This is a genomic window from Sphingopyxis sp. LC81 (genome assembly GCF_000756375.1).
Lineage (GTDB): Bacteria > Pseudomonadota > Alphaproteobacteria > Sphingomonadales > Sphingomonadaceae > Sphingopyxis.
In genome coordinates this window covers 1-25147 of sequence record NZ_JNFD01000027.1, presented here as the reverse complement: position 1 = coordinate 25147, position 25147 = coordinate 1, and the positions used below count along the sequence as shown (strand labels likewise).

The 25147-nt window shown below is 61.8% G+C and carries 33 protein-coding genes and 2 pseudogenes; 14 read left to right on the top strand and 21 right to left on the bottom strand.

The features are described from left to right. Positions 1-267: 267 nt before the first annotated feature. From FG91_RS13925 to FG91_RS22600, 5 genes are all read left to right on the top strand, one after another. Complete coding sequence (locus FG91_RS13925) at positions 268-828, top strand: recombinase family protein (RefSeq protein ID WP_004213255.1); 561 nt, start codon at positions 268-270, stop codon at positions 826-828. A gap of 178 nt (positions 829-1006) precedes the next feature. Then, a complete protein-coding gene (locus FG91_RS13920; protein WP_081940596.1) occupies positions 1007-1420 on the top strand; it encodes a mercuric transporter MerT family protein in 414 nt (137 codons plus the stop codon). A 31-nt stretch (positions 1421-1451) separates the two neighbouring features. Beyond that, complete coding sequence (locus tag FG91_RS13915; RefSeq protein WP_200878457.1) at positions 1452-1766, top strand: cation transporter; 315 nt, start codon at positions 1452-1454, stop codon at positions 1764-1766. Positions 1767-1776: 10 nt separating this feature from the next. After that, positions 1777-2037: a mercury resistance system transport protein MerF gene (merF, locus tag FG91_RS13910; protein ID WP_037515948.1), complete on the top strand. Its 261-nt coding sequence runs from the start codon at positions 1777-1779 to the stop codon at positions 2035-2037. A gap of 91 nt (positions 2038-2128) precedes the next feature. Beyond that, entirely contained in the window at positions 2129-2377 is a 249-nt protein-coding gene (locus FG91_RS22600; RefSeq protein WP_443027745.1) for a hypothetical protein, read from the top strand. On the opposite strand, the gene FG91_RS22125 is transcribed toward FG91_RS22600, so the two are convergent. The 8 genes from FG91_RS22125 to FG91_RS13870 form a co-directional block, all read right to left on the bottom strand. Continuing rightward, positions 2299-2544 (bottom strand): hypothetical protein, encoded by a 246-nt coding sequence (locus FG91_RS22125; RefSeq protein ID WP_037515924.1) that lies wholly within the window; start codon positions 2542-2544, stop codon positions 2299-2301. The genes FG91_RS22600 and FG91_RS22125 overlap by 79 nt on opposite strands. A gap of 239 nt (positions 2545-2783) precedes the next feature. Then, positions 2784-3428, bottom strand: coding sequence for an MgtC/SapB family protein (locus FG91_RS13900; protein WP_004213231.1), 645 nt, complete (start codon positions 3426-3428; stop codon positions 2784-2786). 203 nt (positions 3429-3631) lie between these two features. Beyond that, complete coding sequence (gene merD / locus FG91_RS13895) at positions 3632-4033, bottom strand: mercuric resistance transcriptional repressor MerD (RefSeq protein WP_037492485.1); 402 nt, start codon at positions 4031-4033, stop codon at positions 3632-3634. 59 nt (positions 4034-4092) lie between these two features. Next, complete coding sequence (gene merB, locus FG91_RS13890) at positions 4093-4719, bottom strand: organomercurial lyase MerB (protein ID WP_004213233.1); 627 nt, start codon at positions 4717-4719, stop codon at positions 4093-4095. An 11-nt stretch (positions 4720-4730) separates the two neighbouring features. Then, positions 4731-6161 carry a mercury(II) reductase gene (merA, locus tag FG91_RS13885; protein ID WP_004213235.1) on the bottom strand — a complete coding sequence of 477 codons (1431 nt, stop codon included), beginning with the start codon at positions 6159-6161 and terminating at the stop codon, positions 4731-4733. A gap of 2 nt (positions 6162-6163) precedes the next feature. After that, positions 6164-6412 (bottom strand): mercury resistance system transport protein MerF, encoded by a 249-nt coding sequence (merF, locus tag FG91_RS13880; protein ID WP_004213237.1) that lies wholly within the window; start codon positions 6410-6412, stop codon positions 6164-6166. Between the two features lie 10 nt (positions 6413-6422). Then, entirely contained in the window at positions 6423-6755 is a 333-nt protein-coding gene (locus tag FG91_RS21480; RefSeq protein ID WP_004213238.1) for a heavy-metal-associated domain-containing protein, read from the bottom strand. Between the two features lie 27 nt (positions 6756-6782). Then, the gene (locus tag FG91_RS13870; protein WP_004213240.1) at positions 6783-7181 is read right to left on the bottom strand and encodes a mercuric transporter MerT family protein; all 399 of its coding nucleotides are present in this window, start codon (positions 7179-7181) and stop codon (positions 6783-6785) included. Positions 7182-7301: 120 nt separating this feature from the next. Here FG91_RS13870 and FG91_RS13865 point away from each other — a divergent pair, with 120 nt between their 5' ends. After that, positions 7302-7673, top strand: coding sequence for a MerR family transcriptional regulator (locus tag FG91_RS13865; RefSeq protein WP_443027743.1), 372 nt, complete (start codon positions 7302-7304; stop codon positions 7671-7673). A 92-nt stretch (positions 7674-7765) separates the two neighbouring features. Here FG91_RS13865 and FG91_RS13860 read toward each other — a convergent pair whose 3' ends face one another. Further along, on the bottom strand, positions 7766-8335 hold the full coding sequence (locus FG91_RS13860; protein WP_004213243.1) for a recombinase family protein: 570 nt from the start codon (positions 8333-8335) through the stop codon (positions 7766-7768). Between the two features lie 139 nt (positions 8336-8474). Here FG91_RS13860 and FG91_RS13855 point away from each other — a divergent pair, with 139 nt between their 5' ends. Then, complete coding sequence (locus tag FG91_RS13855; protein WP_004213245.1) at positions 8475-11444, top strand: Tn3 family transposase; 2970 nt, start codon at positions 8475-8477, stop codon at positions 11442-11444. A 48-nt stretch (positions 11445-11492) separates the two neighbouring features. Here FG91_RS13855 and FG91_RS13850 read toward each other — a convergent pair whose 3' ends face one another. Then, the gene (locus FG91_RS13850) at positions 11493-12080 is read right to left on the bottom strand and encodes a DUF7146 domain-containing protein (protein WP_235212043.1); all 588 of its coding nucleotides are present in this window, start codon (positions 12078-12080) and stop codon (positions 11493-11495) included. A gap of 16 nt (positions 12081-12096) precedes the next feature. Between FG91_RS13850 and FG91_RS13845 the strand changes: the two genes are divergently transcribed. The 5 genes from FG91_RS13845 to FG91_RS13825 all read left to right on the top strand — a co-directional run bounded on the left by FG91_RS13845 (position 12097) and on the right by FG91_RS13825 (position 13531). Then, entirely contained in the window at positions 12097-12318 is a 222-nt protein-coding gene (locus tag FG91_RS13845) for a hypothetical protein (RefSeq protein WP_037515922.1), read from the top strand. A 43-nt stretch (positions 12319-12361) separates the two neighbouring features. Beyond that, positions 12362-12685 carry a type II toxin-antitoxin system RelE/ParE family toxin gene (locus FG91_RS13840; RefSeq protein ID WP_037515920.1) on the top strand — a complete coding sequence of 108 codons (324 nt, stop codon included), beginning with the start codon at positions 12362-12364 and terminating at the stop codon, positions 12683-12685. Further along, the gene (locus FG91_RS13835; RefSeq protein ID WP_037515918.1) at positions 12682-12963 is read left to right on the top strand and encodes a helix-turn-helix domain-containing protein; all 282 of its coding nucleotides are present in this window, start codon (positions 12682-12684) and stop codon (positions 12961-12963) included. Before FG91_RS13840 ends, FG91_RS13835 begins: the two co-directional genes overlap by 4 nt. Positions 12964-13128: 165 nt before the next feature. Beyond that, the gene (locus FG91_RS13830; RefSeq protein ID WP_152568114.1) at positions 13129-13347 is read left to right on the top strand and encodes a helix-turn-helix domain-containing protein; all 219 of its coding nucleotides are present in this window, start codon (positions 13129-13131) and stop codon (positions 13345-13347) included. 13 nt (positions 13348-13360) lie between these two features. Beyond that, positions 13361-13531 (top strand): hypothetical protein, encoded by a 171-nt coding sequence (locus FG91_RS13825; RefSeq protein WP_037515944.1) that lies wholly within the window; start codon positions 13361-13363, stop codon positions 13529-13531. A 275-nt stretch (positions 13532-13806) separates the two neighbouring features. Here the strand turns inward: FG91_RS13825 and FG91_RS13820 are convergent, their stop codons facing one another. After that, the gene (locus tag FG91_RS13820; RefSeq protein ID WP_037515916.1) at positions 13807-14193 is read right to left on the bottom strand and encodes a type II toxin-antitoxin system VapC family toxin; all 387 of its coding nucleotides are present in this window, start codon (positions 14191-14193) and stop codon (positions 13807-13809) included. Further along, positions 14190-14480 carry an AbrB/MazE/SpoVT family DNA-binding domain-containing protein gene (locus FG91_RS13815; RefSeq protein ID WP_037515914.1) on the bottom strand — a complete coding sequence of 97 codons (291 nt, stop codon included), beginning with the start codon at positions 14478-14480 and terminating at the stop codon, positions 14190-14192. The genes FG91_RS13820 and FG91_RS13815 overlap by 4 nt, the downstream gene beginning before the upstream one ends. 239 nt (positions 14481-14719) lie before the next feature. Here FG91_RS13815 and FG91_RS13810 point away from each other — a divergent pair, with 239 nt between their 5' ends. Next, positions 14720-15268, top strand: a complete 549-nt coding sequence (locus FG91_RS13810) for a recombinase family protein (protein WP_037515912.1) — start codon at positions 14720-14722, stop codon at positions 15266-15268. 193 nt (positions 15269-15461) lie between these two features. Beyond that, positions 15462-16748 carry a hypothetical protein gene (locus FG91_RS13805; protein ID WP_037515909.1) on the top strand — a complete coding sequence of 429 codons (1287 nt, stop codon included), beginning with the start codon at positions 15462-15464 and terminating at the stop codon, positions 16746-16748. Between the two features lie 44 nt (positions 16749-16792). On the opposite strand, the gene FG91_RS13800 is transcribed toward FG91_RS13805, so the two are convergent. The 9 genes and pseudogenes from FG91_RS13800 to FG91_RS13760 all read right to left on the bottom strand — a co-directional run bounded on the left by FG91_RS13800 (position 16793) and on the right by FG91_RS13760 (position 24990). Beyond that, positions 16793-17350 carry a flavoprotein gene (locus FG91_RS13800; RefSeq protein ID WP_052187599.1) on the bottom strand — a complete coding sequence of 186 codons (558 nt, stop codon included), beginning with the start codon at positions 17348-17350 and terminating at the stop codon, positions 16793-16795. Positions 17351-17694: 344 nt separating this feature from the next. Further along, positions 17695-17967, bottom strand: a pseudogene (fdxA, locus tag FG91_RS13795) (ferredoxin FdxA); the annotation flags it as partial. Positions 17968-18207: 240 nt separating this feature from the next. Continuing rightward, positions 18208-19488: a family 1 glycosylhydrolase gene (locus tag FG91_RS13790; RefSeq protein WP_235212042.1), complete on the bottom strand. Its 1281-nt coding sequence runs from the start codon at positions 19486-19488 to the stop codon at positions 18208-18210. 36 nt (positions 19489-19524) lie between these two features. Beyond that, a pseudogene (locus tag FG91_RS13785) lies at positions 19525-20336 on the bottom strand (SDR family NAD(P)-dependent oxidoreductase). Between the two features lie 6 nt (positions 20337-20342). Then, positions 20343-20570, bottom strand: coding sequence for a hypothetical protein (locus tag FG91_RS13780; protein ID WP_037515906.1), 228 nt, complete (start codon positions 20568-20570; stop codon positions 20343-20345). Positions 20571-20614: 44 nt separating this feature from the next. Beyond that, positions 20615-21475: an FAD-dependent oxidoreductase gene (locus FG91_RS13775; protein ID WP_081940595.1), complete on the bottom strand. Its 861-nt coding sequence runs from the start codon at positions 21473-21475 to the stop codon at positions 20615-20617. Between the two features lie 6 nt (positions 21476-21481). Then, complete coding sequence (locus FG91_RS13770) at positions 21482-22855, bottom strand: IS1182 family transposase (RefSeq protein ID WP_037515904.1); 1374 nt, start codon at positions 22853-22855, stop codon at positions 21482-21484. 32 nt (positions 22856-22887) lie between these two features. After that, on the bottom strand, positions 22888-23574 hold the full coding sequence (locus FG91_RS13765) for an FAD-dependent oxidoreductase (RefSeq protein WP_052187596.1): 687 nt from the start codon (positions 23572-23574) through the stop codon (positions 22888-22890). A 57-nt stretch (positions 23575-23631) separates the two neighbouring features. Then, positions 23632-24990 (bottom strand): dihydrolipoyl dehydrogenase family protein, encoded by a 1359-nt coding sequence (locus FG91_RS13760; protein WP_037515898.1) that lies wholly within the window; start codon positions 24988-24990, stop codon positions 23632-23634. Positions 24991-25147 lie beyond the last annotated feature (157 nt).

Below are 25147 nucleotides of genomic sequence, written 5' to 3'. Positions count from 1 at the left end.
CGGCTCAATAATTGACCACTCGAAATCTGTCAGTTCAAAACGGCGATGCATTGCAAGGCTCCTTTCACGAGCCTTGAATCAACCAGTACCGCTTCGCGCAACTAAATTTATGAGTTTACCGCCTAGCGTCAATCTGGAGTATAGCCTAACCGGACGTCAGGGCGCTACCGCGGTTTCTGTCAGATTAGGGTACTAAACGGAATTTGTTGACGAATGTCGTTGCGTATCATAGATTTCAACCTGACATTTTGATGGAGAGAGTGCGCAGTGAAGGGGCAACGGATCGGCTATGTCCGGGTCAGCACGTTCGATCAGAATGTGGATCGCCAATTGGAAGGTCAGTCGCTCGATCGGACCTTCACCGACAAGGCATCGGGCAAGGACGTCAACCGCCCCCAGCTTGAGGCTCTGCTCACTTTCGCCCGCGAAGGCGATACCGTCGTCGTCCACAGCATGGATCGGTTGGCCCGCAATCTGGATGACCTGCGCAAGCTGGTCCAGGGCCTCACCAAGCGAGGTATCCGGATCGAGTTTGAGAAGGAAAGCCTGTCCTTCTCGGGGGAGGACTCCCCGATGGCCAATCTGATGCTCTCGGTCATGGGTGCGTTTGCTGAGTTCGAGCGCGCCCTGATCCGCGAACGGCAACGCGAAGGCATTGCGATCGCTCGGCAGCGCGGCGCCTATCGGGGGCGGAAACGGTCGCTCTCGGATGAGATGATTGCCGATCTGCACCGCCGCGTTGCCGCCGGTGAACGCAAGGCGACCATCGCGCGCGACATGGGCATCAGCCGCGAAACCCTCTACCAGTACCTTCGCGCCGCTGCCTGACACCAATGTTCACATTATGTCCGGAAAATCGTTGTTCAGCGTACAAAGCTTGAGGTGACGCCTGGTAGGGCGCCTGTCGGCGGCGCCTTCAGTGCGAGGCCGCAGACCTCGCTCTGAAATAGCACTTGAACCTGTAGGTGCTACAGGCACTATCTTGAAAAGATCGAGGAGATAAGGAATGAGTGAGTATGTTCGAACGGCCCCGGCGCGGCTGACCGGCAAACCCGAAGCGGGGACGTCGCAGGGCGGGCAGAAACTGTTGATGGCGGGCGGGATCCTGGCCGCCCTTGGCGCATCGTCCTGCTGCATACTGCCGCTTGTTCTGTTCAGCATTGGCGTGAGCGGGGCGTGGATCGGAAACCTGACTGCGCTTGCGCCTTACCAGCCCGTCTTTGTGGTCGCAGCGCTTGTCTTTCTCGCTGTGGGCTTCTGGCGCGTCTACCGCCAGCCGAAGGTGGCCTGCGCGGAAGGTAGTGCTTGTGCTCGCCCGGGCGCGAGCCGGGTTGCCAAAATCGGGCTGTGGGCTGCGACCGTGCTCGTCTTCGCAGCGATGGCGTTCCCTTATGCTGCGCCGTTCCTTCTCGACCTCTGATGCAACCTTTCAAACCAGGAGACTTGTGACCATGAAGACCTTGATTCGCACTGCATTGACCGCCGCCGCCTTAACTCTCGCTGGTGGCGCTTACGCCGCCCCTCGGACCGCCACACTTGCGGTGGAGAATGTGAGCTGCGTGACCTGTGCACCAATCGTAAAAAGAACGCTCTCGCGCATCCCCGGTGTCAGCCAGGTCGTGGTCGTGGAGCGGGACGGTCGGGCCACGGCGACCGTGACCTTCGACGATGAGAAGGTCACGGCCAAGGCACTGGCCCAGGCGACCACGAATGCCGGCTATCCTTCGACCGTGACGGGCGTGAAGACCGCGGCTCTCGCGCGCTGACGTGACCGCAATGAATAATCGCGCCCTCTTTCGAACGGGCGTCATCGGAGCGGTCGTCGCGGCGCTCTGCTGCGCGACCCCAATCCTTGGGATTGCGCTGGGAGCGATCGGGCTCTCAGCACTGGTGGCCAAGGCCGATTATGTCCTGATCCCGGTTCTGGTCGCCTCGCTCGGGCTGATCGGGATCGGGCTCTACCGACGCAACGCATCTGCCCCGGCCGTCATCGACTGCTGCGAGACGGATAAGAACTCAGGAAAGTTCAAGTCATGAGTGATTGCTGCGCTCCGAGCGCAAAGAACAGGAAGCGTCGGCCTCACGGAAGCGCAGGCGCGCGCCGCCGGGTACAATTGTCGGCACTTCCGTGCTTTCGCTCGACAACGTGCCCCGCGCGCTCACGGCCCGGGATACACGCGGCCTGATCAAGCTTGTAGCGGACGGCGGCACACGCAAGCTGCTTGGGGCACACATCCTTGCGCCTGAAGGCGCGGACAGTTCCAGATGGCGATTCCTGGTGGTCGTGTTGCGGATGCCTCAGTGGTGCCGAAGCTGCCGGCTGCGCAGCCAGACGTTCAGGCCACTCGCAATGATAAGGCCGGCGATCCCGACGTAGAGGATGATCGCGCTGTCGCTTCCGAGAATCAGCGCAAGTATGATCGACAACAGCGCCGGGAAGCCCAGGCAACAGAGGGCTGCGAACACGGATCCGGCAATGCCGAGCTTGTCGAGATAACGGCTCCAAGGTCCGCCACCATCATGCCCTCTTTCATTGACCTTCATGCGTCACTCCCTCGGCTCGCCGGCTCTCACCTCGCGTGCCGTGCAGCTACTCGCCCGGAATGCTCGGGCATTCGATATGCACAACGCTTTGGTCAGTCCCATTCTCCGCGGCTTTTGTTGAGGGCACAGCGTGGAAAGTACGCCAGACAACGCTAAGTGAGAACGTTCGGAGAACCGTCGATCGGGGAAGGGGCGGGCCTCCATCGAGTAACCGCGATCAACCTGATCACAGCCTGACGTCACAGCACCCTGACATCTGTGACGTCTGACATCTTGCGGAGCTGCTCCAAGAATTCACGGTGCCGCGTGGGAGTGTCGCAGAACGAGATATGCATCCGGGTTACCCCGTCCTGTCGTTCGTATGCAAGCGGACCTTCCTGTAATCGGCATTTGCTGAGAGCGTCGTGGATGGCTTGGACAACGCTCTCGTTCTCATATGTTGTAATTTGATATTCGAGGATTTGCCACTTTTCGCCTAAGCGTTTTTCGATGAGCGCAAGCACGCGCAGCGCGGCCAGCGCCAGACCGACGCCTACGCCCGCCAACACATACTCCTGCGTGGCGGCAGCAAGGCCCAACGCGCCGTTCACCCAGATAAGAGCGGCGGTCGTCAACCCGCGCACGGTGCCGCGATGCTGCAATATAACTCCCGCACCCAGAAACCCGAGGCCCGTCACCACATTTGCCGCGACCCGTCCGGTTTCCATCCCCGGAATTGAGCGCCCAGCCAGGACGAATATGGCCGTGCCCAACGTGATCAGAAACTGTGTCCGAAGGCCTGCGGGTTTGCGCGCCAGTTCACGCTCGAAGCCCAGTGTCAGGCCGACCGTCGCGGCGGCGACAAGCGGCAGCAATGTGTCGATGATGAACTCAGAAAACGACATTGTCACAGCAGGAACGGGGGGCGGAAATCAAACGCGGCGCGACGAGAGATGATGCGCCGCATCGCCGCCGCGAACAGGCGATCGCCCGGGCGGGGGCACGGGTATGATCGCCTATGGTCAGCGATGCGGCGCTGGCCGGGCGCAATTGCGGCGACCCGCCCGGCCAAAGGCGGCAGTGGAAGGATGATTCGGAAGCAGGGTTGTCAGGCACGGGCGGATTCTTTGGCGGTGTCGGCACCGATGGCGGAAATCATTTGCTCCAGATGCCCGTCCAGCACGTCCAGGGCTGCGCGCCGCGCGGCAAGTCGTGCCCGCAGGCATAGCAGAAATTCGATGGCATCGCCGCCGCCGCCGTCCAGAGCGTGACACAGCCTGGTCAGTTCATCGAGGCCGACGCCCGCCTCGAACAAGGTGCGCACGAAGCGCATCCGCTCCAGCGCATGATCGTCATAGAGACGGTGACCGCTCTGCGTGCGGCGCGCCGGGCGCAGCAGCCCGCGCAGCACATAGTCGCGCACAATATGTACGCTCACTCCGGCATCATGGGCCAGACGGGACGCTGTGTAGGGGGCATCGGACACCTCCCTCCTCTGTCGGCAGGGCATGCGCTCCCCGGAGTTCGATCCGCGCGCTGCAAATCCGATGTCAACTGGGTTGTATGCGATCATGGCGTTGCCCGGTGTGGCGGGTGCAACAGCTGTCGATTCAGCTCCTGGCCCACACAAAAAGCCTCCCGAACGCCGATGATGGTCAACCCCGGACGCTTGGAGGCCCAGTCTTGCGCCACATGGGTAGAAGCAAAGAAATGGACGTGGCAGCAGAAGGACCGACGAACGTCGTTCGTTTCCTGCGGCGGCACCAACGACACCGCCACGTCGGCGGGTTCAACAGCCCGTATCTCGTTGGGTGACACGGTAAGCGAAACGGGCGCTCCGGTGGCAGCGCAACGCGATGAGACGCGGGCTGTACAGCCGAGCAGCGCCGGAAACATCAATGTATCCAAAGCGCACCAGGCGTAGAGGCGGCGGCCGTCGATCTCGAAGGAATGCGCCGTTTCGCGTAGGGTGAGGCCGTGGCCGATGATGTTTCCGTCATCATCATATTCGGTACTGGCGGTTTGCGCGAGCACGGCGGCGATGCGCTCATCAGGCCAGTTGAGAATCCCGGCAAGCGTGGTTCGCGATACCGGGCGCCCCTTGGCGAGTTCCCGCAACAGCGCGACGAGGAGTTCCGCGGAATCTTGAGACCGACTGATCGACGGGAAATGCTCGATATATGTAGTGGGGCTCATGACGCTCTCTTTCATCCTGCGCAGCAGGACAGTTTTGCCACATCCTTGCCGAAGCCCTGTGCGGCGAGTTTCAGGCCCTCGACCGTGGTGAGATAGGGAAAGATCGTCTCGCCCAGCGCCTTCGTCGTCATGCCGTGTTTGATCGCGAGCACCATGGTCTGGATGCTGTCGGCTCCCTCGGGCGCGACGATTTGACCGCCCAGCAGGCGATCGGACGTTTTGTCAGCGACCAGCTTGATCAACCCCCGTGTGTCGCGAGCGGCCAGTGCCCGCGGCACCTGGTCGAGGGCGACGATCGAGGTCTTGGTCTCGAAGCCCGCTGCCTGCGCTGCCCTTTCGCTCAGTCCCACGCCCGCCACCTGTGGGTCGGTAAACGTGACCCAGGGCATGACCGTATTGTCGTAGACGAGGTCGTCGCCGTTCAGCGCGTTGTGCGCGGCGAGCTTCGCGCCATAGGCCGCCATATAGACAAACTGATCGCGACCGGTGACGTCGCCGGCCGCATAGACATCCGGTCTCGAGGTGCGCATCCGGTCGTCCACGACCACACTGCCGTTGTCGGCTTGGGCGATGCCCGCTTCGACAAGGCCGAGGCCATCGGTATTCGGCGCCCGTCCGGTGGCTACGAGCACCTGCTCGGCGGCGATCACCTGCTGTGCGCCGTCGGTGGTGATACTCAGCTCGACGCCGGCAGCCGTGCGCGCGATTCCGCGATAAGTTAGTCCGGTCCGGACGGTAATGCCCTCGTCGCGGAGATAGCCGGTCAGCGCCTCGGAGATTTCCGGCTCGGCCTCCGGCAGCAAGCGGCGGCGGGTGATGAGCGTCACCGCCACGCCGACGCGCGCGAACATCTGCGCCAGTTCGCAGCCGATATAGCCGCCGCCGATGACGAGCAATGAGCGCGGTAGCGCGCCAAGTTCCAGGGCAGTCGTGCTGGTGAGATAAGGCACCTCCTCAATGCCGGGAATGTCCGGCAGGGCCGGCGAGGTGCCGGTCGCGATGATGATCTTGCCCGCTGAAATCGCGGCGCCATTCACCATCACGCCCTGCCCGTTCAGACGCGCCGCGCCTTCCAGATAGGCAACGCCGTTGTACTCGGGCAGCAGGTCAATATATTTCTTCTGCCGCAAGCTGGTGACCAGCTCGTCCTTGGCCGCGACGAGCGCGGGCCAGTTGGCCACGCTTGCTTCCCCGACCAGGCCGGGAAAGCGTTGCGCGGCCCGCACACCATGCAGCGCCTCGGCCGCGCGGATCATCGTCTTCGACGGCACGCAGCCGACATTGACGCAGGTGCCGCCGATGGTGCCGTGGCCGATCAGCGCGACATTGGCGCCCTGATCGGCGGCGGTGATCGCGGCCGAGAATCCGGCCGATCCGGCGCCGATGACGGCAAGGTCGTAGCCGCCCTTACGGCTTCCTTCGGTGGTGCAGCAGTCTGACATGTTCAGCTATTTTCCTTGTTCGTTTGTGTTTCAGTCGCACAGCAATCTGCGGCGCGTTGTCGGCGCCAGAGGCCATAGCCGGTGAGCGCGACAAAGAAGGCGAGCGCCGGCATGAGGACATAATCGATCCAGCCCAGCCAGGCCGACAACCCGATCGCGCCGAGCAGGACAACCAGCAAAGGCGTGGCGCAGCAGATCACAGCAATGAGCGAGCCGGCGATGCCGGTCTTCAGAAGCGTTGCGTCCTTCATGCTGCGGTCCTCATCCCGCCGGGCGGGCCGGATAGCCGGCATTGGTGGACGCGGCGGCAATGGCTGCGACGGTGGCGGTCGCCGGGTCATAAATGACCGTCGCCGTCTTGGCGGCGAAGTCGACAGTGACGGACTTCACTCCGGCGACGCCTTTCATCGCCTTTGTCACTGTCACCGGGCACATGGCGCACGTCATGTTTTCGATGCTGAACGTTGTCTTCTGGACCGCGGCGGCTTGCGCGGGGGCAGCTTGCGCGGCGAGCGGTGAAATCGTCGGCGCCGAGAGAAGGCCGGCGGCGCCCAGGGCCGCCGCGCCGAGCGCGATGAGAAGGGGGCGTTTCATATGGGTTTCTCCTATGGGGTAGCGTGATCAGTAGAACAGCGGCGCCCACCAGCTGATTGTCAGGGCAAGGAGGACCAGAACCGTGGCCAGCCACAGCGCCGACTTGGTGATGCGCGAGGCTTGCGGCCGAGCGCAGTAGGAATCTTCCGCGCAGGCCCCCTTCGGCTTGAAATAGACCTGCCGGAATCCGAGCCCGATAAAGACGAGCGCTACGGCGGCGGCGTAGGGCTTGTAGGGTTCAAGGGCCGTGAGGTTGCCCATCCAGGCGCCGGAAACGCCGAGCATCAACAAGAGAAGCGGCGCGATGCAGCACGTCGAGGCGAGGATCGCTCCGACCACACCGCCCGCCGCGAACCATCCTGGCCGGCGGCTCGCCGTTGCCTTTGGCTGCTCAAGAACCTGCATTTGCATATTAGCGCGATCCATGCGACTCGCCTCTCGATTGCTATTCCACTTCATGCTACGCTCTGTAGGTACTACAGACTCAAGAGGTTTTTTGGACCGATGAGCGATCACGTTTTCGGGAAGGGAATGCAGCGCGCTGACTTGGCCAAGCTTACGGGCTGCAATCTGGAAACCATCCGCTATTACGAGAAAATCGGTATGATGCCGGACCCGCCGCGCACGGCCTCCGGCTACCGCATTTATGGCGAGGACCACGTATCCCGCCTGCGCTTCATCTTGCGCGGCCGCGAACTCGGCTTTTCGCTCGACGAAGTACGCGGCCTGCTTGCCCTCGTCGAGGGCGGCGCGCAGACCTGCGCAGAGGTCAAGGAGCGCACTGAGCGGCATCTGGCCGATGTGCGCGCGAAGATCGCCGATCTCAGGCGCATCGAGAAAGTGCTGACCCAGACCGCCGCGCAATGCTCCGGCGATATGGTGCCGGACTGCCCGATCATCGAGGTGCTCGCCTCATGACCCGCTGAGCGTTAGGATTTCGTGTTCTCCCGCAAACTACCCCTTCTTGCGCAACAGCGGAACGACTGCAATTCTCCACCCTACCCCGCCGATCAGGCGGGGCGCTCGATACCCAATCTGCGCATTTCCCGGTAGATGGTTGATCGGCCGATACCGAGCTGCCTTGCGGCTTCCGTTGGCGATATCCGGGCTTCCACCAGTTTGATGGCGGCATCGACCCTGGCCATGTCGAGGGGCTGACGGCCAGGCCGCTTTCCCTTGGCGCGGGCAGCAGCGATGCCATCTTTCGTCCGTTCGGAGATCAGGCGCCGCTCGAAATGGGCGATGGCCCCGAACACATGGAAGATCAGTTCGCCAGCGGCCGACGACGTGTCGATCTTCTCCTCAAGGCTCAGCAACGCCACGCCCTGGGCGCGCAGCTTCTCGACCGTAGCGAGAAGCTCGGCGAGCGAGCGTCCGAGCCGATCGAGGCGCACCACGGCCAGCGTGTCGCCCTTGCGGGCGTAGGCGAGAAGTTCGACGAGGCCGGGACGATCCATGCTCTTGCCGGACATGACGTCGGTGAACACCTTAATGGCACCGGCTTTCTCGAGACGTATGGTCTGCCCCGCCACATCCTGATCGCCGGTGCTGACACGGGCATAGCCCAGAATATCGCTCATGCCGGCGTCTCCCAAACGGTCGTTCTGTGGACGCTCTGAAGCGCGACCGCTTCACCCCACCCATATCCGTCCACATACTATGTCTCTTTACTCATGCCTGTCCATAGTCGCAATTGACCTTTTGTGGACAGGAATCGGCATGACAAAGCGCAAGCATCAACTCTTGACCGAAAGCGAGCGCGGCCAGATCCTCGCGATCCCGACCGATCGTGACCATCTGGCCCGGCTCTATACCTTCGAGCCTGCGGACATTGAGATCATCGGCGCGCGGCGGGAGCGACGGAACCGGTTGGGCGTCGCGCTGCAGCTCGCCCTTTTGCGGCATCCGGGCATCGCCCTCGCGCAATTGATACGCGACAGGGGAGCGATACCCCATGATCTCGCCGCTTTCGTCGCGGAGCAGCTTGGCCTGCGCGTAACTGATCTGGCCGACTATGCCGCACGGGATCAAACGATGACGGACCATGCCCGCGAGCTGGCGGCGCGCCTAGGCCTTCGGGGGCCGACCCGCGCCGATATCCCCTTTATGATAGAAGCGGCCGCGAAAACGGCATGGGCAACCGACAAGGGGATGACGATCGCAAGCGGCGTCGTCACCGCCCTTCGCGAGGCCCGGATTCTGCTACCGTCCATCTCCACCATCGAGCGCGCCAGCAGCGCGGGGCGTGCGCGTGCCCGCAAGCAGGCTGCCTACGCCCTGATTGCCGATCTCAGCACTGAACAGGTCCAAGCCCTTGACCAGCTCTTTGACGACGCCGGCGGCATGAGCCAGCTCGCATTCCTCAAGACCATCCCTGTCGCTGCCAAGCCCGATCATATCCGCCAGATTCTCGACCGCTTGCGGCAAGTGCGAAAGATCGGCATCTCCCGGGAGGTGGCTGGTCGCATCCATGCGGACCGACTTCGGCAATATGTCACGGAAGGCCGCGCTTCGCCTGCCTATATGACCGAGCGATATATTCCCTCCCGGCGGCGCGCCACGCTGGTTGCCTTCCTGCTCGATCTTGAAGAACGGCTGACCGACAGCGCCCTAGAGATGGCGGACAAGCTGATCGGCAGCATCTTCACCCGCGCGAAGAACGCCCAAACGCGCAACTATGCCACCACGTCGAAGAACGTGGCGCGACTGATGCTGATCTTTCGCAGGACGATCGACACGCTCACCGATGCGGTCGATACCGGCGAAGACCCTATAGAGGCCCTGGACGCCTCGGTCGGGTGGAACACCCTCCTGAGGGCCAGGCCGGAAGTGGCGACGATCGCGGAAACCGCCAGCCTCGACCCACTGACGGTCGCGGCCGATCGCTATGCGACGTTGCGCAAGTTCGCCCCCGACCTGCTTGAAGCGCTCCAGTTCAGGGCCGGAAAGGGCAGCGCGAAAACGATCGCCGCCATTGAAATACTGCGCACCCTCAACAAGTCGGGCAAGCGCGATCTGCCCTCCGACGCTCCGATGCCTTTCCGCAAGGAATGGCGGAAAATCGTTGTGGGCGATGACGGCAAGATCAACCGGCGGCTCTGGGAAATCGCGACGATCGCGCATCTTCGCAACAAGCTGCGTTCCGGGGATGTCTGGGTGGAGCGATCGGCGGGATACCGCCGGTTCGACAGCTACCTGCTGAGCGTACCGAAGGCGAAGCCGATCGTGTCGGCTCTTGGCCTGCCACCCACAGCCGGCGAATGGCTCGAACAGCGGGGCCGCGAACTGGACTGGCGGCTGAAGAAATTTGCCCAGCGCCTGAAGCGCGACGCTCTGGAGGGTGTGCGATACCGCGACGCCCGCCTCCAGATATCGCCGGTACGCGCGATCGCGACGCCCGACGCCGAAGCGCTGGCCGACCGGCTCGATGCCATGATGCCACGTATCCGCATCACCGAGCTGCTGCATGAGGTGGCGCGGGAAACCGGCTTTCTTGCGGCGTTCACCAACCTGCGCACCGGCGAGCCGTGTCCCAATGAAAACGCGCTGCTCGCCACGATCCTCGCCGATGCGACCAATCTCGGCCTGTCGCGCATGGCGGCGGCGAGCCAGGGCGTCACGCGCGATCAGCTCCTGTGGACCCATGACGCCTATATCCGCGACGACAGCTACCGCGCGGCGCTCGCCGTCCTCATCAATGCGCACCACCGCCTGCCATTCTCGCGGGTCTGGGGCGATGGCACCACGTCCAGTTCCGATGGCCAGTTCTTCAGGGGCGCGAAGCGCGGCGCATCGGGGGGCGACATCAACGCCCGCTATGGCGTCGATCATGGCTTCAGCTTCTACACCCATAATTCCGATCAGCGCGCGCCTTACCACGTCAACGTGATCTCAGCGGCGACGCATGAGGCGCCCTATGTCCTCGACGGCCTCACCAGCCACGGCACCGATCTGAAAATCGCCGAGCATTACACCGACACGGGCGGGGCGACCGATCATGTCTTTGCCCTGTGCGCCATGCTTGGATTTCGCTTCTGCCCGCGCCTGCGCGACTTTCCCGACCGACGGCTCGCGACGATCGCGCCGGTTGCAGCTTATCCGTCCCTCACCCCGCTATTGGGAAAGCGCATCCGGTCCGACATCATCGCTGAGCAATGGGACGACGTGCTGCGCCTCGTAGGGTCGATCAAGGCCGGACACGTGGCGCCGTCGGTCATGCTGCGAAAGCTCGCCGCCTATGAGCGGCAGAACCAGCTCGACGTCGCGCTACAGGAAATCGGCAAAATCGAGCGGACGCTGTTCATGCTGGATTGGCTGGAAAATCCCGATCTACGCCGGCGATGCCATGCCGGCCTCAACAACAGCGAGCAGCGCCATGCCCTGACGCAGGCGATCTACACATTCCGCCAGGGTCGGATCATCGACCGCAGTCATGAGGCACAGAAATATCGCGCATCCGGCCTCAACCTGGTCATCGCCGCGATCGTCTATTGGAACACGATCTACATGGATGCCGCTGCCCAACATCTCCGGTCAACATCGGTCGCGGTGCCTGATGATCTGCTTGCCCATACCTCCCCTGTTGGCTGGGAGCATATTGCTTTCTCCGGCGATTTCCTCTGGGATAGAGCCGCTGCTTCCAATGGCCGCAAGGCCCTCAATCTGCCGCCGGATAGCCGCGTCGCCTAAGCGTTCCCTGACTGTTCGTCCTTAGCGTTGTCTGGCGTACTTTCCACGCTACGCCCTCAAGGACACCTTGGGCTTTGCGATCGGCTTACGCAGCACGTTACCGGGGTCGAGGAAGGTACGCTGCACGGCGACCAGGCCGAGGTCGTTTTCGATCGAGGCGACCATCGCCGGCATGATGCGCTTGTCGGCGCCGGATCCGAGGACGGTCGCCGGGTTGAAGCGGAGAGCCTTGGGGAAGGGGACGGACAAGCCGCGGGCGAGGAGATACTCCTCGGCCAGGGTGCCGGCGACCGACTTGCTGGCCTTCCAGAGCCGCTGTGCGAGCGCGCCCATGTCGCGCTTGGGCTTCGCTTCCGGCATTTCCAGCGGGCTGCGATCGTGCAGCTTCATCCGCTGCAATGTCTTCATGATTTCGATGGAGGTGCAGCCTGCGAAGCAGTGGAACAGGATGGCCGTATCGCCGAGGCGAACCGACAGGCTGGGCGATCCATCGTTGTGCGCGGGGCAGCGGCATTCGCCGCGGCCGCCGCGCCACACACCGCCGAGCTGCTCGACGATGCTCTTGGCCCGGCTCTCAGCTTCAATCGGGAGTCTCGCCTCCGCGATCGTCCTTTGGGTCTGATAGACTTCACTCATCACGCGCCTCCAGGAATTGGAACCGAAGGCCCCAAAGCATCCTCACCTCTGCGCTGAGGATGCGGCGCTCAACGACGATGGCGCAGCTGCCCGCTCGCATCTCGAGGCGGGCTTCCCGATCTATTACAGCGAAGCGGACACTCCGGCTGGCGCGATCATCAAGGAATCTCCCGGTGGCCGCCGCGAGCTGATCTGGGTCGATGTCGAGGGCGAGCACTTCATCCGAGCGATGGCGTGACGCCGCTCTTGCGTTTATGTATCAGTTTTGATACTGAGGGCGCGTGAAGTCGATCCTTTTTTTAGGTGACAGTCGGCAACGGTTGCGGGAGTTTCCTGAGAAAGCGCGGTCGAGGGCGGGCTACCAGCTCCGCCAAGTTCAAAATGGCGACGATCCTGCGGACTGGAAGCCCATGACGACGGTTGCGCCGGGCGTGCGGGAAATCAGGGTGAGGGAAGCGGCCGGTGCGTTCCGGGTCATCTATCTCGCTGCGGTCGAGGAAGGCGTCTTGGTGCTCCACGCTTTTCAGAAAAAGACGCAAGCGACCGCGCAAAAGGATCTCGACCTGGCGGCAGGCCGGCTCCGAGCATGGAAGGACGAACGATGAACGTGGAGACATTCGATAACGTCTGGGATGCGCTGACCGACACCCCGGCCCAATCCGCCAACATGACGGCGCGCTCCGATCTGATGATCGCGCTAACCCGACATGTGAAGGCGTGGAACCTGTCCCAAGAAGCCGCTGCCAGCCGGCTCGGCATCACGCGGCCCCGGTTAAACGATCTGCTGCGGGGCAAGATCGACAAGTTCTCGCTCGATGCGCTGGTCAACCTAGTCAGCGCCGCCGGGCTTCATATCGAGATGCGGGTCGCGGAGGCAGCGTGATGAAGGAAACAGCTCGATCCCGAGTTGCAGGACCAGCTCGACAAGGTGCCGAACGCCGTGCCGAGCTGAAAGTAGGGAAGGGTGCACGATTCGAGAGTGTCGAAGCGCTGATGGCGGACCTTTATGCGGACGATTGAGGCAGAGTGCCGAAGCGAGGGCTGGGCGATGAATGCTGACGAACCACCTACCCCGCCGTGCTTTGCCCCTGCGGCGATCAAGAAGCTTCGCGAGAAGAACAAGGTCAGCCTGACGGTGTTTGCCCGCTGCCTCAACGCCAGCGCCAGTACCGTCTGGCGGTGGGAAGCCGGCACCGCGAAGCCAAGCAGCTTCGCGCGCAAGCTGCTGGCCGTCGTCCAGAAGCATGGCCTACAGGTTCTCGCATAGACGGAAGATCGTGATGGCTCTCACCCGCTCCTTCAAAGACACTGTGCAGGCACGCGCGCAGGTCGATCCGGCCTTCCGAGCGGCGCTTCTAGCCGAGGCCATGAACGCCCTGCTCGCCGGCGACGTCGATACGGGAACGACTGTGCTGCGGGATTACGTCACGCCGGAAGTTCGGGATGCTTGACCAAGCCGCACGCCATCGTCGAGTTGCGCGGGGCCGCGCGGCGCCACTGCATCTGGCCTGGTGTGTGATACCACGATAGCCAGCGCGATCAGCGACCTATTCGCCTGACCGGAGATCCCGTCGGCCGCTAGGCCAGGCCACCGGGTCGGGGGCGGGGTAGTACAAGGGCGCGGTGGCCCCGGGCGGCCTCCGTTGCCCATGCGCCAGATAAACTGAAGACCGCCTCCGGAAAGGCAGACCGGCCGGTGGTCGGCCTTGTCCACCTAAGCGCCTCTTCATCGCAGGTGCTCGATCTTCAGACCCTTCACCTTGACCTTGCGCCACTCGCTGTCGGTGGTGAAGGCAGGAACCCCCAAGCTGAGAGCAAGCGCGAGGCAGGAACGATCGCCAAGTCCGCGCCCGAATTCCTTGGTCTGCTTATGGAGCGCTGCCGCGGCGTAAGCAGCTTCGAGATCGTGCGGACGAACGTCGAGGCGCAGTTCGCCGAGCAGCTCGCGGATCATCGGCTCCTCCAATCCGCTGATGAGGAGTTCTTTCACAACCTCGTGCAGGTTGACGGCTGAAATAGCCGCGCGGCCAACATGCTCAATCACCTTGTCGCCGCCGGGTTCGTCGCGAACCAATGCGAGCACGGCCGAGGCATCAAGCACGGCTGATGTCACTTTCCCTCCTCAGCAGCCTGGGCGGTGCCTTGGTCTTCCAATTCCCGGGCCACCTCCTCCCTCCTGTCCGCCAGGAACTCGTCTGTTGAGCGGGCGGCATTGGCATGTTGCCGATATAGCTCTCTTGCGCGGGCGACGCCGTGTCCGATCGGTGACAAACGTACTTCGTCGTTCTCCAGTGTGAGGATGACTTTCGTCTCCCCGGTGAGGCCCATGGCTTTGCGCACCGATCGAGGTAGGATCAGTCTACCATTCTCCGCCACACGAACATCCATGGTCAGGGCCATCCGGTTCACCTCCGCTAGAAATGGCGTCCACACCAATATGACATTTGCAGCGAGAGTCCACAAGTCACGCGATGCCGCTGGAGGGAGAAGGGCAGGGCCATAGCGTCCTTTCGGGTATACCGCTGAGGAACATCGACGTGGAACGCGAAACCCTGTGCCAGAACGGTCCTCTGCAAAATTCTGGAACATATTGGTGAGATGGTTTAGACCGTTTCGGAACAGAACGGGGTAGGGCAGGTATGTCGATCTATGGATACGCGCGGGTTTCGACGGCCGGGCAGGACCTGACGATCCAACGCGCGGCTTTGAGAGCGGCTGGTTGCACGGTGATCCGGGAAGAGAAGGTCTCCGGCAGCAAGCGCAAGGGTAGGGCGGAGCTCGAGACGCTGCTCGCGTTTCTGCGGGAGGGCGACACGCTTGTGGTCACGCGCATCGACCGGCTCGCTAGATCACTCAAGGACCTGCAGGATATAGTGTATGACCTCAAGGGGCGGGGGGTCGCGCTGAAAGCAACGGAGCAGGCCGTCGACACATCAACCGCGGCCGGCAAAGCCTTCCTAGACATGCTTGGTGTGTTCGCGGAGTTCGAGACCAATTTGCGCCGCGAGCGGCAGATGGAAGGCATCGCCGAAGCGAAGGCGAGGGGAGTCTACGCGGGCAAAGGCCGCAAGCCTTCGATCGACAGCGCTGAGGTGCAACGGTTGGCGAGCGAGGGAATGCGCCCCGCCACCATCGCTCGAACGCTCGGGATTGGGCGAACCTCCGTCTATCGTTGCTTGTCGGCCTAGAAGCAATCGACTGGGCAGACCTCGACGCTCGCCTGATGACGCCTATGCGCCAACCTCAGCCGTCGCAGACGCGCACGCCGCTTCCCCAGAGGTGGAGGGTGCGTCATTGCTAATGACTTTAGCCCGGCGCGTCCGCCGACGCTCGAAACCGCGATGCGGTGGCACCGACGAGCAGGCTAAGGATTATAGGCGTATGAACATGATCGATGATGTTGCCGACCAGCTCAACCAAGGCTGCTTCTGCACGACATTGAACCGGGCTCGCCTTGAGGCGGCCTTCGTGCGTGAGGTTGAGGATCCTGCATTGTTGGAACTGCTCCGGGAAGGTCGTCCGCACCTCTTTTCGAACATTTCCGTGTTCATTCACAATGACAGCTTCGCTGAAATGGCGAGGGCTGTCCGGACCATCGAAGCAGTCGTAAAGCTCCCGGAATATACCAAGCGGGTGCTGGACTGGGCACCGGCGATCGCCCGAATCGATCACGGCCCGGCGGGTGCCTTCATGGGGTATGATTTCCATGTGGGTGCCGATGGGCCGAAGCTTATCGAGATCAACACGAATGCTGGCGGCGCTTTTCTCAGCGCCGTTTTAGCGAGGGCACAGAGCGCCTGCTGCGGAACCAGCCCGTCCTCGCGTCCTGGGTTCCCGGATGACTTCGAACGGGCGGTAGTCGGCATGTTCGAGCAGGAATGGCGCCTGCAGGGTAAGAGCGGACGACCCAGCCGGATCGCGATCGTCGACGATCGGCCTGACGAGCAGTATCTCTACCCGGATTTCGTCCTCGCAAAGAGGCTGCTCGAGCGTAACGGGTTCGAGGTCGTCATAGCTGATCCGGAGGATCTCACCTACCGTGCGGGTCAGCTGATCTGCGACGGGGTGCCTATCGACCTGGTATACAATCGTGTTGTCGATTTCTCGTTTGCAGAGTCCGGTCACCGAGCGTTGCGCGAGGCGTTTGAGCGCGGGGAGGTTGTTTTCACACCCAATCCCCACGTCCACGCCCGGCTCGCCGATAAGCGGAACCTCACGCTGCTCTCCAATCCCGAGGAGCTTCGGGCCTTTGGCCTATCGGAGTGCGACATTCAGTTCCTAACCGACGTGATCCCGTCGACGATGTCGGTCACCACGAAGAATGCCAGCGAGCTGTGGGCTGCTCGGCGAGATTTCTTTTTCAAACCTGCCAGGGGCCATGGCAGCAAGGCGGCATATCGCGGGGCAAAGCTCACGAAGCGGGTTTGGGCGGAAATAGTTGAAGGCACCTATGTTGCGCAACGATTTGCTCCACCAAGCGAGCGCATGGTATCCATTGATAACGCGGCCGAACCCCGTAAAATAGACGTGCGTCTCTACACCTATCGGGGTGAAGTGCTACTCACAGCCGCCCGGCTCTACAAAGGCCAGACGACCAACTTCAGAACAGAAGGCGGTGGTTTTGCGCCTGTGCTCCGAACCTCGATGCTGGAACAATGTCCTGACTGAAGTGGTCGGGCTCCCGAAAGTGGCAAAAGCGGGCGCGTCAGCAGCTACGTGGTAGTAGCGGGTGAGAATAGCTCCAGGAGCTTCTGGACGACCTCATCATCGCTGGCCATCGCTGTCGTCGCTTCCTTGAAGTTCACGATCTCAGTGCCGCGCGATGGACCAACGAAGTGAACTCCCGCCTTTCTGAGCTTCGCGACGTTCTCCTGGACGAAGGTGCATTCCCACATGGCGATGTTCATAGAAGGAGCGATCACCAGCTCTGCGGTGGATCCGACCGTGACACACGCCGACAAGGACACGAGATCGTCGGCAATCCCGTTCGCGATCTTCGAGATCATGCTTGCCGTGGCCGGTGCAATCAGGAAAACCTTATGAGCTTCGATGAAGTTGATGTGGTTGTGCTGGAAGCTGTCGAAGAGGTCGGTAGCCACCGGCATGCCGGTCAGAATCTCGAGCGAGTAAGGCGTCAAGAACCGCTGGGCGCTCTTGGTCATCATGACCTCAATCTGTGTACGGTATTCCTTGCGCAGCTTCATGATTAAGGACGGTATGAACAAGACGCCGACAGAGCCTGTGCAACCAAGCAGGAGCTTCTCGATCATGCTGCGGCGTTCCTTCTTAGCTCGGCGAGTTCCAGACTGCAGTTTTGGCAATTTCCAAGCCTGCGGCCAGGTGAATTTCGGTCAGACGTAGGTGGAGCGATTTTTTTATGCAGCACCCGGTTGTGTTGGGAGCGCCGCTTGATCGAGCGGTATGAAGCAGGATCGTCTTCCACTCTCCGGGATCTGAAACGTAGGTACGCGAGGAGGAGAGTGGCGATAGCGAGCGCTCCTATGGTGCCGACCCGATGCTCTGCTACCATTCGTGCGTCCACGACCTACCCTGCGCCCGGTACGGGCGCAGGCGAGAAATACTTCTCGTATTTGTCTGGCTCTCCGTTGTGCTAGTCTGCGTCGGCAGGCGGAACGCCTTTTCGAGTGATGTTAGGCCATTTGGGAGCGAAGGTAGCGTTCAAGTCGAGCCATCTCTGCAGCCCCGGTTCGGTGTCCGGGAGAATGGCTTCGGCGGGGCATTCCGGTTCGCACACGCCGCAGTCGATGCACTCGTCGGGATTGATCACCAACATGTTCTCGCCGGCATAGAAGCAATCGACCGGGCACACCTCGACGCAGTCCATGTACTGGCATCTGATGCAGTTCTCGGTCACGACATAGGTCATCGGAGGCACCGGGAGCGGGCGAGAGACGAATCTTTGGGCTTGTGGAGCTGTCGCACCACAGGAACATAGCTCGCCTGTGTCATTTCACCCTCAGATACTTGAGCAAAGCTGCTGCCGTTAAGGCCATGAGGCCGACGGCTAGAAGCCAGAACAGGCCCATCAGGGTCATCATCCAGCCAGAGCCCATACAGTTTGTCATGATCTGTTGGTTTTCCAACATTATGAAGCCCTCCACTCGGATCACCCTGCGCTCAGGCAGATACTTTCGGCGGGCAGGATATCCCTCCACCGCTTCACGAGCTCACGATAAGCTTCTCCGACTGGCCTGATTTTGCGGTCGAGATCGAACAGCCCCAAGGCGTTGACGTTGCCGTTGTCCTCGCGAAGAGCAGTGTCCCAATCGACCTGATCGATGAGGCTGTACCAGGTGAACCCGACGATCGGCACGCCATCCTGCTTCAGCCGCAGCATGTTCAGCCACTCCTTTTCGAGCCAGTCGGGCGCCCGTTCGGCATCCGCGAGATTGGTCTCGGTGTGCATTACCGGCAGGTGGTATCGATCGTAATATTGCTTGGTGATGATGTAGTAGCCGAAGATCTCCCCTGAGGCGGTGACAGGACCGTCGCCGGGGGAGACCATGTGCTCGTTCGTCAGGTAGTAATCATTCCCCATGATGGAGAAGGGCTTGTACCTTGGCGCGCACTCCATGAACCAGTCATACTCTTGGCGGCTCATGCCGTTGTCCGTCAGGTACTGATACATGCAGGCGCGAACATCATGGCCGTAGCAGAGGTCGAGCGAAAGGAACCGCTTCTCATTCAGGAAATCGGCACGACCCGCCGCCTCGGGTACGCTGGAGTGGAAATATTCGGTGGACTCGCTCTGGATGAAGAGCGTTCCGGCCTGGCCGCGCGCGGCGAGGATTGCCTCCTCCGCAAGGAGGTTGGCTCGCGCAAGGTGCTTCAGGGCCGTGACGAAGGCGCGATCCGACGTCAGCCGCTCATTCCACCATCCAAGCTGTGCCGAGAAGTTGGCAGCGATGAAGATCTCGTTCACCGGCGTGTAGAGCCGCACCCACGGAAAGCGCTCCGCAAAGGCGCCGGCATAGCTGGCAAAGAGCTCCGGAAAATCGGGATTTTGGAAATCGCCGATCCAGTCGGGCACTCCGAAGTGGCACAAATCGACGATGGGAGTGATGTTGAGGCGCTTCAGCTCCGCGAAGGTCTCGTCAGGGAAGGCCCAGTCGTACTTGCCGGGACCGAGATGCGTCAGGTGGTATGGGGGGCCGTAGCGGAGATATTCGATCCCAAGCTCGGCAACCAGCGCGAAATCCTCCCGCCAGCGCTCATAATGGCCGGTCTTCGCCATCTCATCGACACGTTGAGTCCTGCCGTCCGCACCGGTGATAACGGGGTAGCTGTTCTCGATTCCCGTCGCAAACATGAACTGATGCCGCGTCGACGCGGCACTGCTTTTAGGAGTAGGCCAGCGGGCTGAACCATTCATAAGCAGTGCGGTCATCAGCGCGCCTTTACGTCAAATTTAGAGAAATGGAGCTCAGCCGAGCCTCGCCAGGCGTCCACCATCAACGTTCAGGACTGCGCCGTTCGTGAAGCCCGCGGCATCGCTACAGAGGTAGAGGATCGCTTCAGCAATGTGTTCGGGCTTGCCGACGTCAGCCGGGTCGATCTTCTCCTTCCCCGACTTGACATTCGGGTTCTCCCAAAGCATCGGCGTGTCGACTGCACCGAGCCGCACGGCGTTCACGCGAATGCCTCGATCTCGTAACTCGACCGACAGCCCCCGCGTGAATGCCTCCAAGGCTCCTTTGGAGGAGGCGTATGGCACGACGTTCGGAGTGGTAGCCGCCGCATGCACCGACGCACGTTCACGATCGCGCCGTGCTCGCTCATGTGCGGCAGCGCAAACTTCGTGAAGAGGAACGGCCCCTTAAGGTTCACCTCGAGCACCTTGTCCCAATCGTCCTCCTCGAGATCGGCGATCGGATCGAACGTCATCATGGCGGCATTGTTGACGAGGGTGTCAATCCGCCCCCAGCGGTCCACGGCCGCCTGCACGACCTTCCGGACCTCAGCGGACCTCGACACATCGGCGGCGACGAAGCCGGCCTCTCCGCCGACGTCGGGTGAGGTTCCGTCGTGGAGCGCCGCGATGATCGCCTTGCCCTCCTTCTCGCCTCTTCCTGTGAAGAGCACCTTTGCGCCCTCACGGAAGAAAAGCTCGGCCGTCGCTTGGCCAATGCCTGACGTCGAACCAGTGACTATGGCCACCTTGTCCCTGAGGCGTGTTGAGCCTGCCGAGGGGTATTCCCCCGGCTGAGCGAGGGGGCCATAATCAGCAAAGGTCATCTCCTCTTAGCTCCTCGCGAAGTGCGTTTTCAGGAGCTGCTTTGCGCGATCGGCACATTCCCGCTGCATGCGCTGCGTCTCCTCGAAGAAGCTCGTCAGCTCCTGGTTTCCTTCGCGCCGTGCATCCTCGAGATACTGATTGCAGGTTTCAGCGCCCTGGAGGCAGTGATAAGTGACGCTGATCAGGTTGTAGGTGGTGTCGCGGGTTCCGGTCTCGCCTGAGTTCGTAGCCATTCAACTTCTCCTCTCTCAAAAAATCTATTTTGCCTGCCGAGGGCTTACTTGGCTGTGGCCGGCGCGAGCTCACGATCCGACCTTGTCGTTGCTGGTTCTGTTGCCGGACCGCATTCCTCGCTCGTGTCCAGCATGTGGAAGATGTTCGAGGCGGCTGTGGGGAAGGCCGACATAAAACGGTCCATCTCGGTGGCGGTGAGCCCCAGGCGGATTGCCAAAGCAAACATGTTGATGAGGTGCTCGGTGTCCGGACCGATCAGGTGTGCCCCGAGTATGCGTTTGCTGCTATTCTCGATGAGAACCTTGTAGGCAGCCGTGTCCTCCTGGAGATGCCGACTAACCTGCCAGTCTGCGATGTCTTGGTGGTTCACCCGGAAAGCTAGCCCTTTGGCCCGCGCTTGGTCCTCCGTTAGCCCTACCGACGTGATCGGCGGAATCGTGAACGCAACGCTTGGCACGCCGGTATAGTCAGGAACATGGCTCGGAGGCCCAGATCCAAGGAGGTTCGCCGCCACGATCTCCGCATCGTGCGAGGCCACAGGGGTCAGCGCCGGGCCACGATTTGCCGCGTCGCCAGCTGCGTAGACGGAGGGGTTGCTTGTACTTTGGAGGTGGGGCGTCAACCGGAAGCGAGTGCCCTCAGTCGCCACGTTTCCGGTCTCGAGATCCAGCCCGGCAAGAGCCGGTATACGGCCGGCGGCTTGAACGGCAATCTCGCATTCAAAGCTGCGACTGCCGCCATTCTCGGTCTCGGCATGCACAAGGAGCCGGCGCTCCCCAGCCCGTTCAATGCCAACCACCTTCGTCCGCGTATGGACTTCGATGCCCAACCGCCGGGATTTGGCCGATGCTGTTGATAAAGTCTGCATTTGACAGAAGCGGACGGTGCCGGCGAGCGGCGGCACTCTTCTTCAGGCCATTGCTGGCGGCGGCATGGGGATGATCTTGGCCATTTTGCGGAGGTTTTGGGCTGCTGCTGCGAGGTGGAACTCGTCGCGGGCGCCATTGGGGCCGCGTAAGCGCAGCCGGTCGAGCCGGAGGATGCGTTTGAGGTGCGCGAAGAGCATCTCGACCTTCTTGCGTTCGCGCCGTGAGGTGATCCATTCGTCTTCTTGGGCGATCACCCGGGCAAGGTCGCGGGCGCCTTCGTGCACGGATCGCATGATCTTTCGTGCCTCAGCGCCCGGACAGCATCGCGGTTTGAGCGCGCAGGCATCACAGTCGAGCTTGCTGGCTCGGTAGCGATAAAAGCCATCGGCAGGAGGGCTGTCCCGCTTCACCGCATCGCTGCGACGGGCACGCCTCAGTGGCTTGCCTCCCGGACAGTCATACTGATCGCGATCATGGTCGAACACGAAGGCCGCTCGCTCGAAGATACCATCTGATCGGGAGGAGTGGTCGAACACCGGGATATGCGGCTCGATATCGCGTTCGTTCACAAGCCAGGCGAGCATGTCGGCCGAGCCATAGCCGGTGTCGCCGATCAGCTTGCGCGGCCAGAGCCCGAGGTCGTCATGCACGCGCGCGATCATCCGCTTGGCCGCGGTGACCTCGGCCTGGCGCAACGCGGTGCTCGCCTCGACATCGACGATCACCGCATGGTCGACGTCGATCAGATAGTTGGTCGCATAGCAGAACTCGGCGCGGCCGCCGTGCGCCGAGGTGTAGCGCGACGCGGGATCCGATGGCGATATACGGGGCGGAACCGCCTGGCTCGCAGCACCGAACGCCGCATCGTCGAGCACCGCCAGATACTCATCGACCGCGCGCGTCGACAGCTCCGCGGGCAAGCCCTCTTCACCACTGTGGAAGGTCTGGCGGTTGGCCTCTGCCCGGATCAGGCTCGCATCGACCGCAAAGCCTTCGCCGCCGACTAGACCTTCGGCCATGCAACGCGATACCGTCATCTCGAACAGCTTGCGGAGCAAATCGCTGTCGCGGAAGCGGCCATGCCGGTTCTTCGAGAAGGTCGAGTGATCGGGCACCGCACCATCGAGCCCCAACCGGCAGAACCAGCGATAGGCGAGGTTCAGGTGCACCTCTTCGCACAGCCGACGCTCCGAACGGATCCCCATGCAATAGCCGATGATCAGCATCCGGATCATCAGCTCCGGATCGATCGATGGTCGACCCGTCTCGCTATAATAAGGCCGAAGGTGTTCCCGGATATCGCCCAGGTCCACGAACCGGTCGATCGATCGCAACAGGTGATCTGCCGGTACATGATCCTCGAGGCTGAAGCTGTAAAACAGCGCCTCCTGCATCACCGTCCGCTCACCCATCATCTGAAAAATCTCCCGATCTTGGAGATTCTGAATCAGGACTGCGCCATCACTGCAAGAGGGACTTTTTCAACAGCATCGGCCACCAGGCGCTCGACCATGTCGCGGTCGAACGAAGCGAGCGGCTCGAAAGCCTCGAGGATCACCGGCTTGGCGCCAACCCGCACCGCCGTATGCGCAAACTCAAAGCCGATATAGCCGCCGCCGACGAGCAACATCGAGCTCGGCAGGCTGTCCATCTCAAGGTACGCATCGCTCGAAATCAGGTGCTCTGCGCCCGGTATGTCGAGCGGAGCCGACTCTGCGCCCACGGCGATTAGGATGTGGTCCGCGTCCAGGCGAGTGTCGCCCACGCCTATCGAATTCGGACCTAAAAAGCGGGCGTGGCCATGGAAGCAATCGATCCCAGCCTCACGGAAGATCCTCTCCCGTTTCTCGGGTACCGGGTCGGTGAACTGGTGCTTGAAGCTCATCATGCGCCCCCAGTTGAGCGAGAGCTGCTTAGCACCGTCGATCCCCGGTCTTTCGAGCCGGCGCGCTCGATCACATGCCTCCGCGACGCTCCACATTGCTTTTTTCGGATCGCAGCCGCGCAGCGGGCAGGTGCCTCCGAAGGGCTTGTCGTCAATCACAGCGACGCTCCAGCCGGCGCGGCGGCACGTGAGTGCCACCTTCTTCGCGGCGGTTCCGGTTCCTATCGCAACGAGGTCATAGCGAGACACAAGGGCCTCCGAGTGCGACTTGCGCAATATTGAAGGGAGCGCAGGTTACCCTCAACGTCACAGCATGTATCCCACGTCGGACGCGCCTGTCGGGTAGGCGAACATAGTGCTCTTGATCTGGTCCGCCGTGATCCCATGCCGCATAGCCAAGCCGAACAGGTTGATGACCTCGTCCACGTGCGGACCGACCAAATGAGCACCGATGATGAGGTTCGTCTCCTCCTCAACCATGACTTTGTAGCCGTAGACGCTCTCGGCGACTCGCCTGGCGGTGTACCAGGTGGAGGCCCGCTCGGACTTCATGGTGAACTTCAACCCCTTCGCGCGAGCTTCGTCCTCGCCGAGGCCGACCGACGCGATCGGAGGGAGCGTGAACGCTACACTGGGAATGGCGCGATAGTCGGGGCAATGCTTGTTGCCGTTGAGCAGATTGCCGACGACGACCTTTGCGTCGTGGCTCGAGACCGGTGTCAGCGGCGGGCCTGTTCCTGCCGCATCGCCAGCCGCATAGACTGCCGGGTTGGAGACGCTCTGAAGATGCTCGTTTAGCTTCAGGCGGCCACGTTCGTCCCGCTCCACCTCGGCAGCTTCCAGCCCAAGCGATTCTAGGTCCGAAATCCGTCCAGCGGCATGGACCACCAAATCGGCATCGACGGTGGCGCTTTGTCCGTCCTTCGTGCGAACACGAATCGTGTACCCGTCGCTCGTCTTCTCAACGGCCTCGACTGAATGACCAAGTCGGACTTCGATCCCTGCAGCCTCGAAGCTTTCCATAAGCCACCCAACGAGATCCCCGTCAAACTGTGGGAGGATACGCTCGCCGCGCTGCAGCACCGTTACCTTTGACCCGGCGCGAGCGGCGATGTTGGAGAATTCGGAGGCTATATATCCCCCGCCCACCATGACAATTCGGCGGGGTAGCTCATCAAGCTCCAAGAAGCCTTCATTGTCCATGAGATGCTCTTCGCCGGGGAAGCCAAGCGGCACCGGTCGAGCCCCGGTCGCTATAAGGATGTTCCTTGCCTCGATTGGTCCGCTTCTTTCAAGCTCCACCGTGTTTGGGCCTGCGAAGCGGGCGTGCTCATGGAACGTGTAGACGCCCTTTTCAGCGTAGTTCTTCTCCTGCTTGCCCGGCACAGGTCCAGTGAAGGTTCGCTTGAACTCCATCAGATCTCGCCACTCGATGTGAGCGCCGTCGGTGGCGACACCGCGACCTCGCATCCGCCGAATGTCGTCCATCACCTGTGCGCCGGTGATCAGCATCTTCTTCGGGTCGCACCCCCTAAGTGCGCACGTCCCTCCGAACGGACGATAATCTACAACAGCCACCTTCTTTCCCGCGGCTGCCATGCGATTGGCGGCGACCATGGCAGCTGTCCCGCTGCCGATGACGATAAGGTCGTACGATTGCGCCATGTCACCACCTTCTTCTCGTTGGACGGCATTGTGTCCGTCGTCAGAACATTTGGCACAACTCGCGGCGTAAATTAGCGGAGTGCGGGCCTCGTCCTGGGGTTAATGTTAGGCGGCGAGCTTGCGGTGTTGCAAGCGCCGATATTCGATGGTCTGTCGC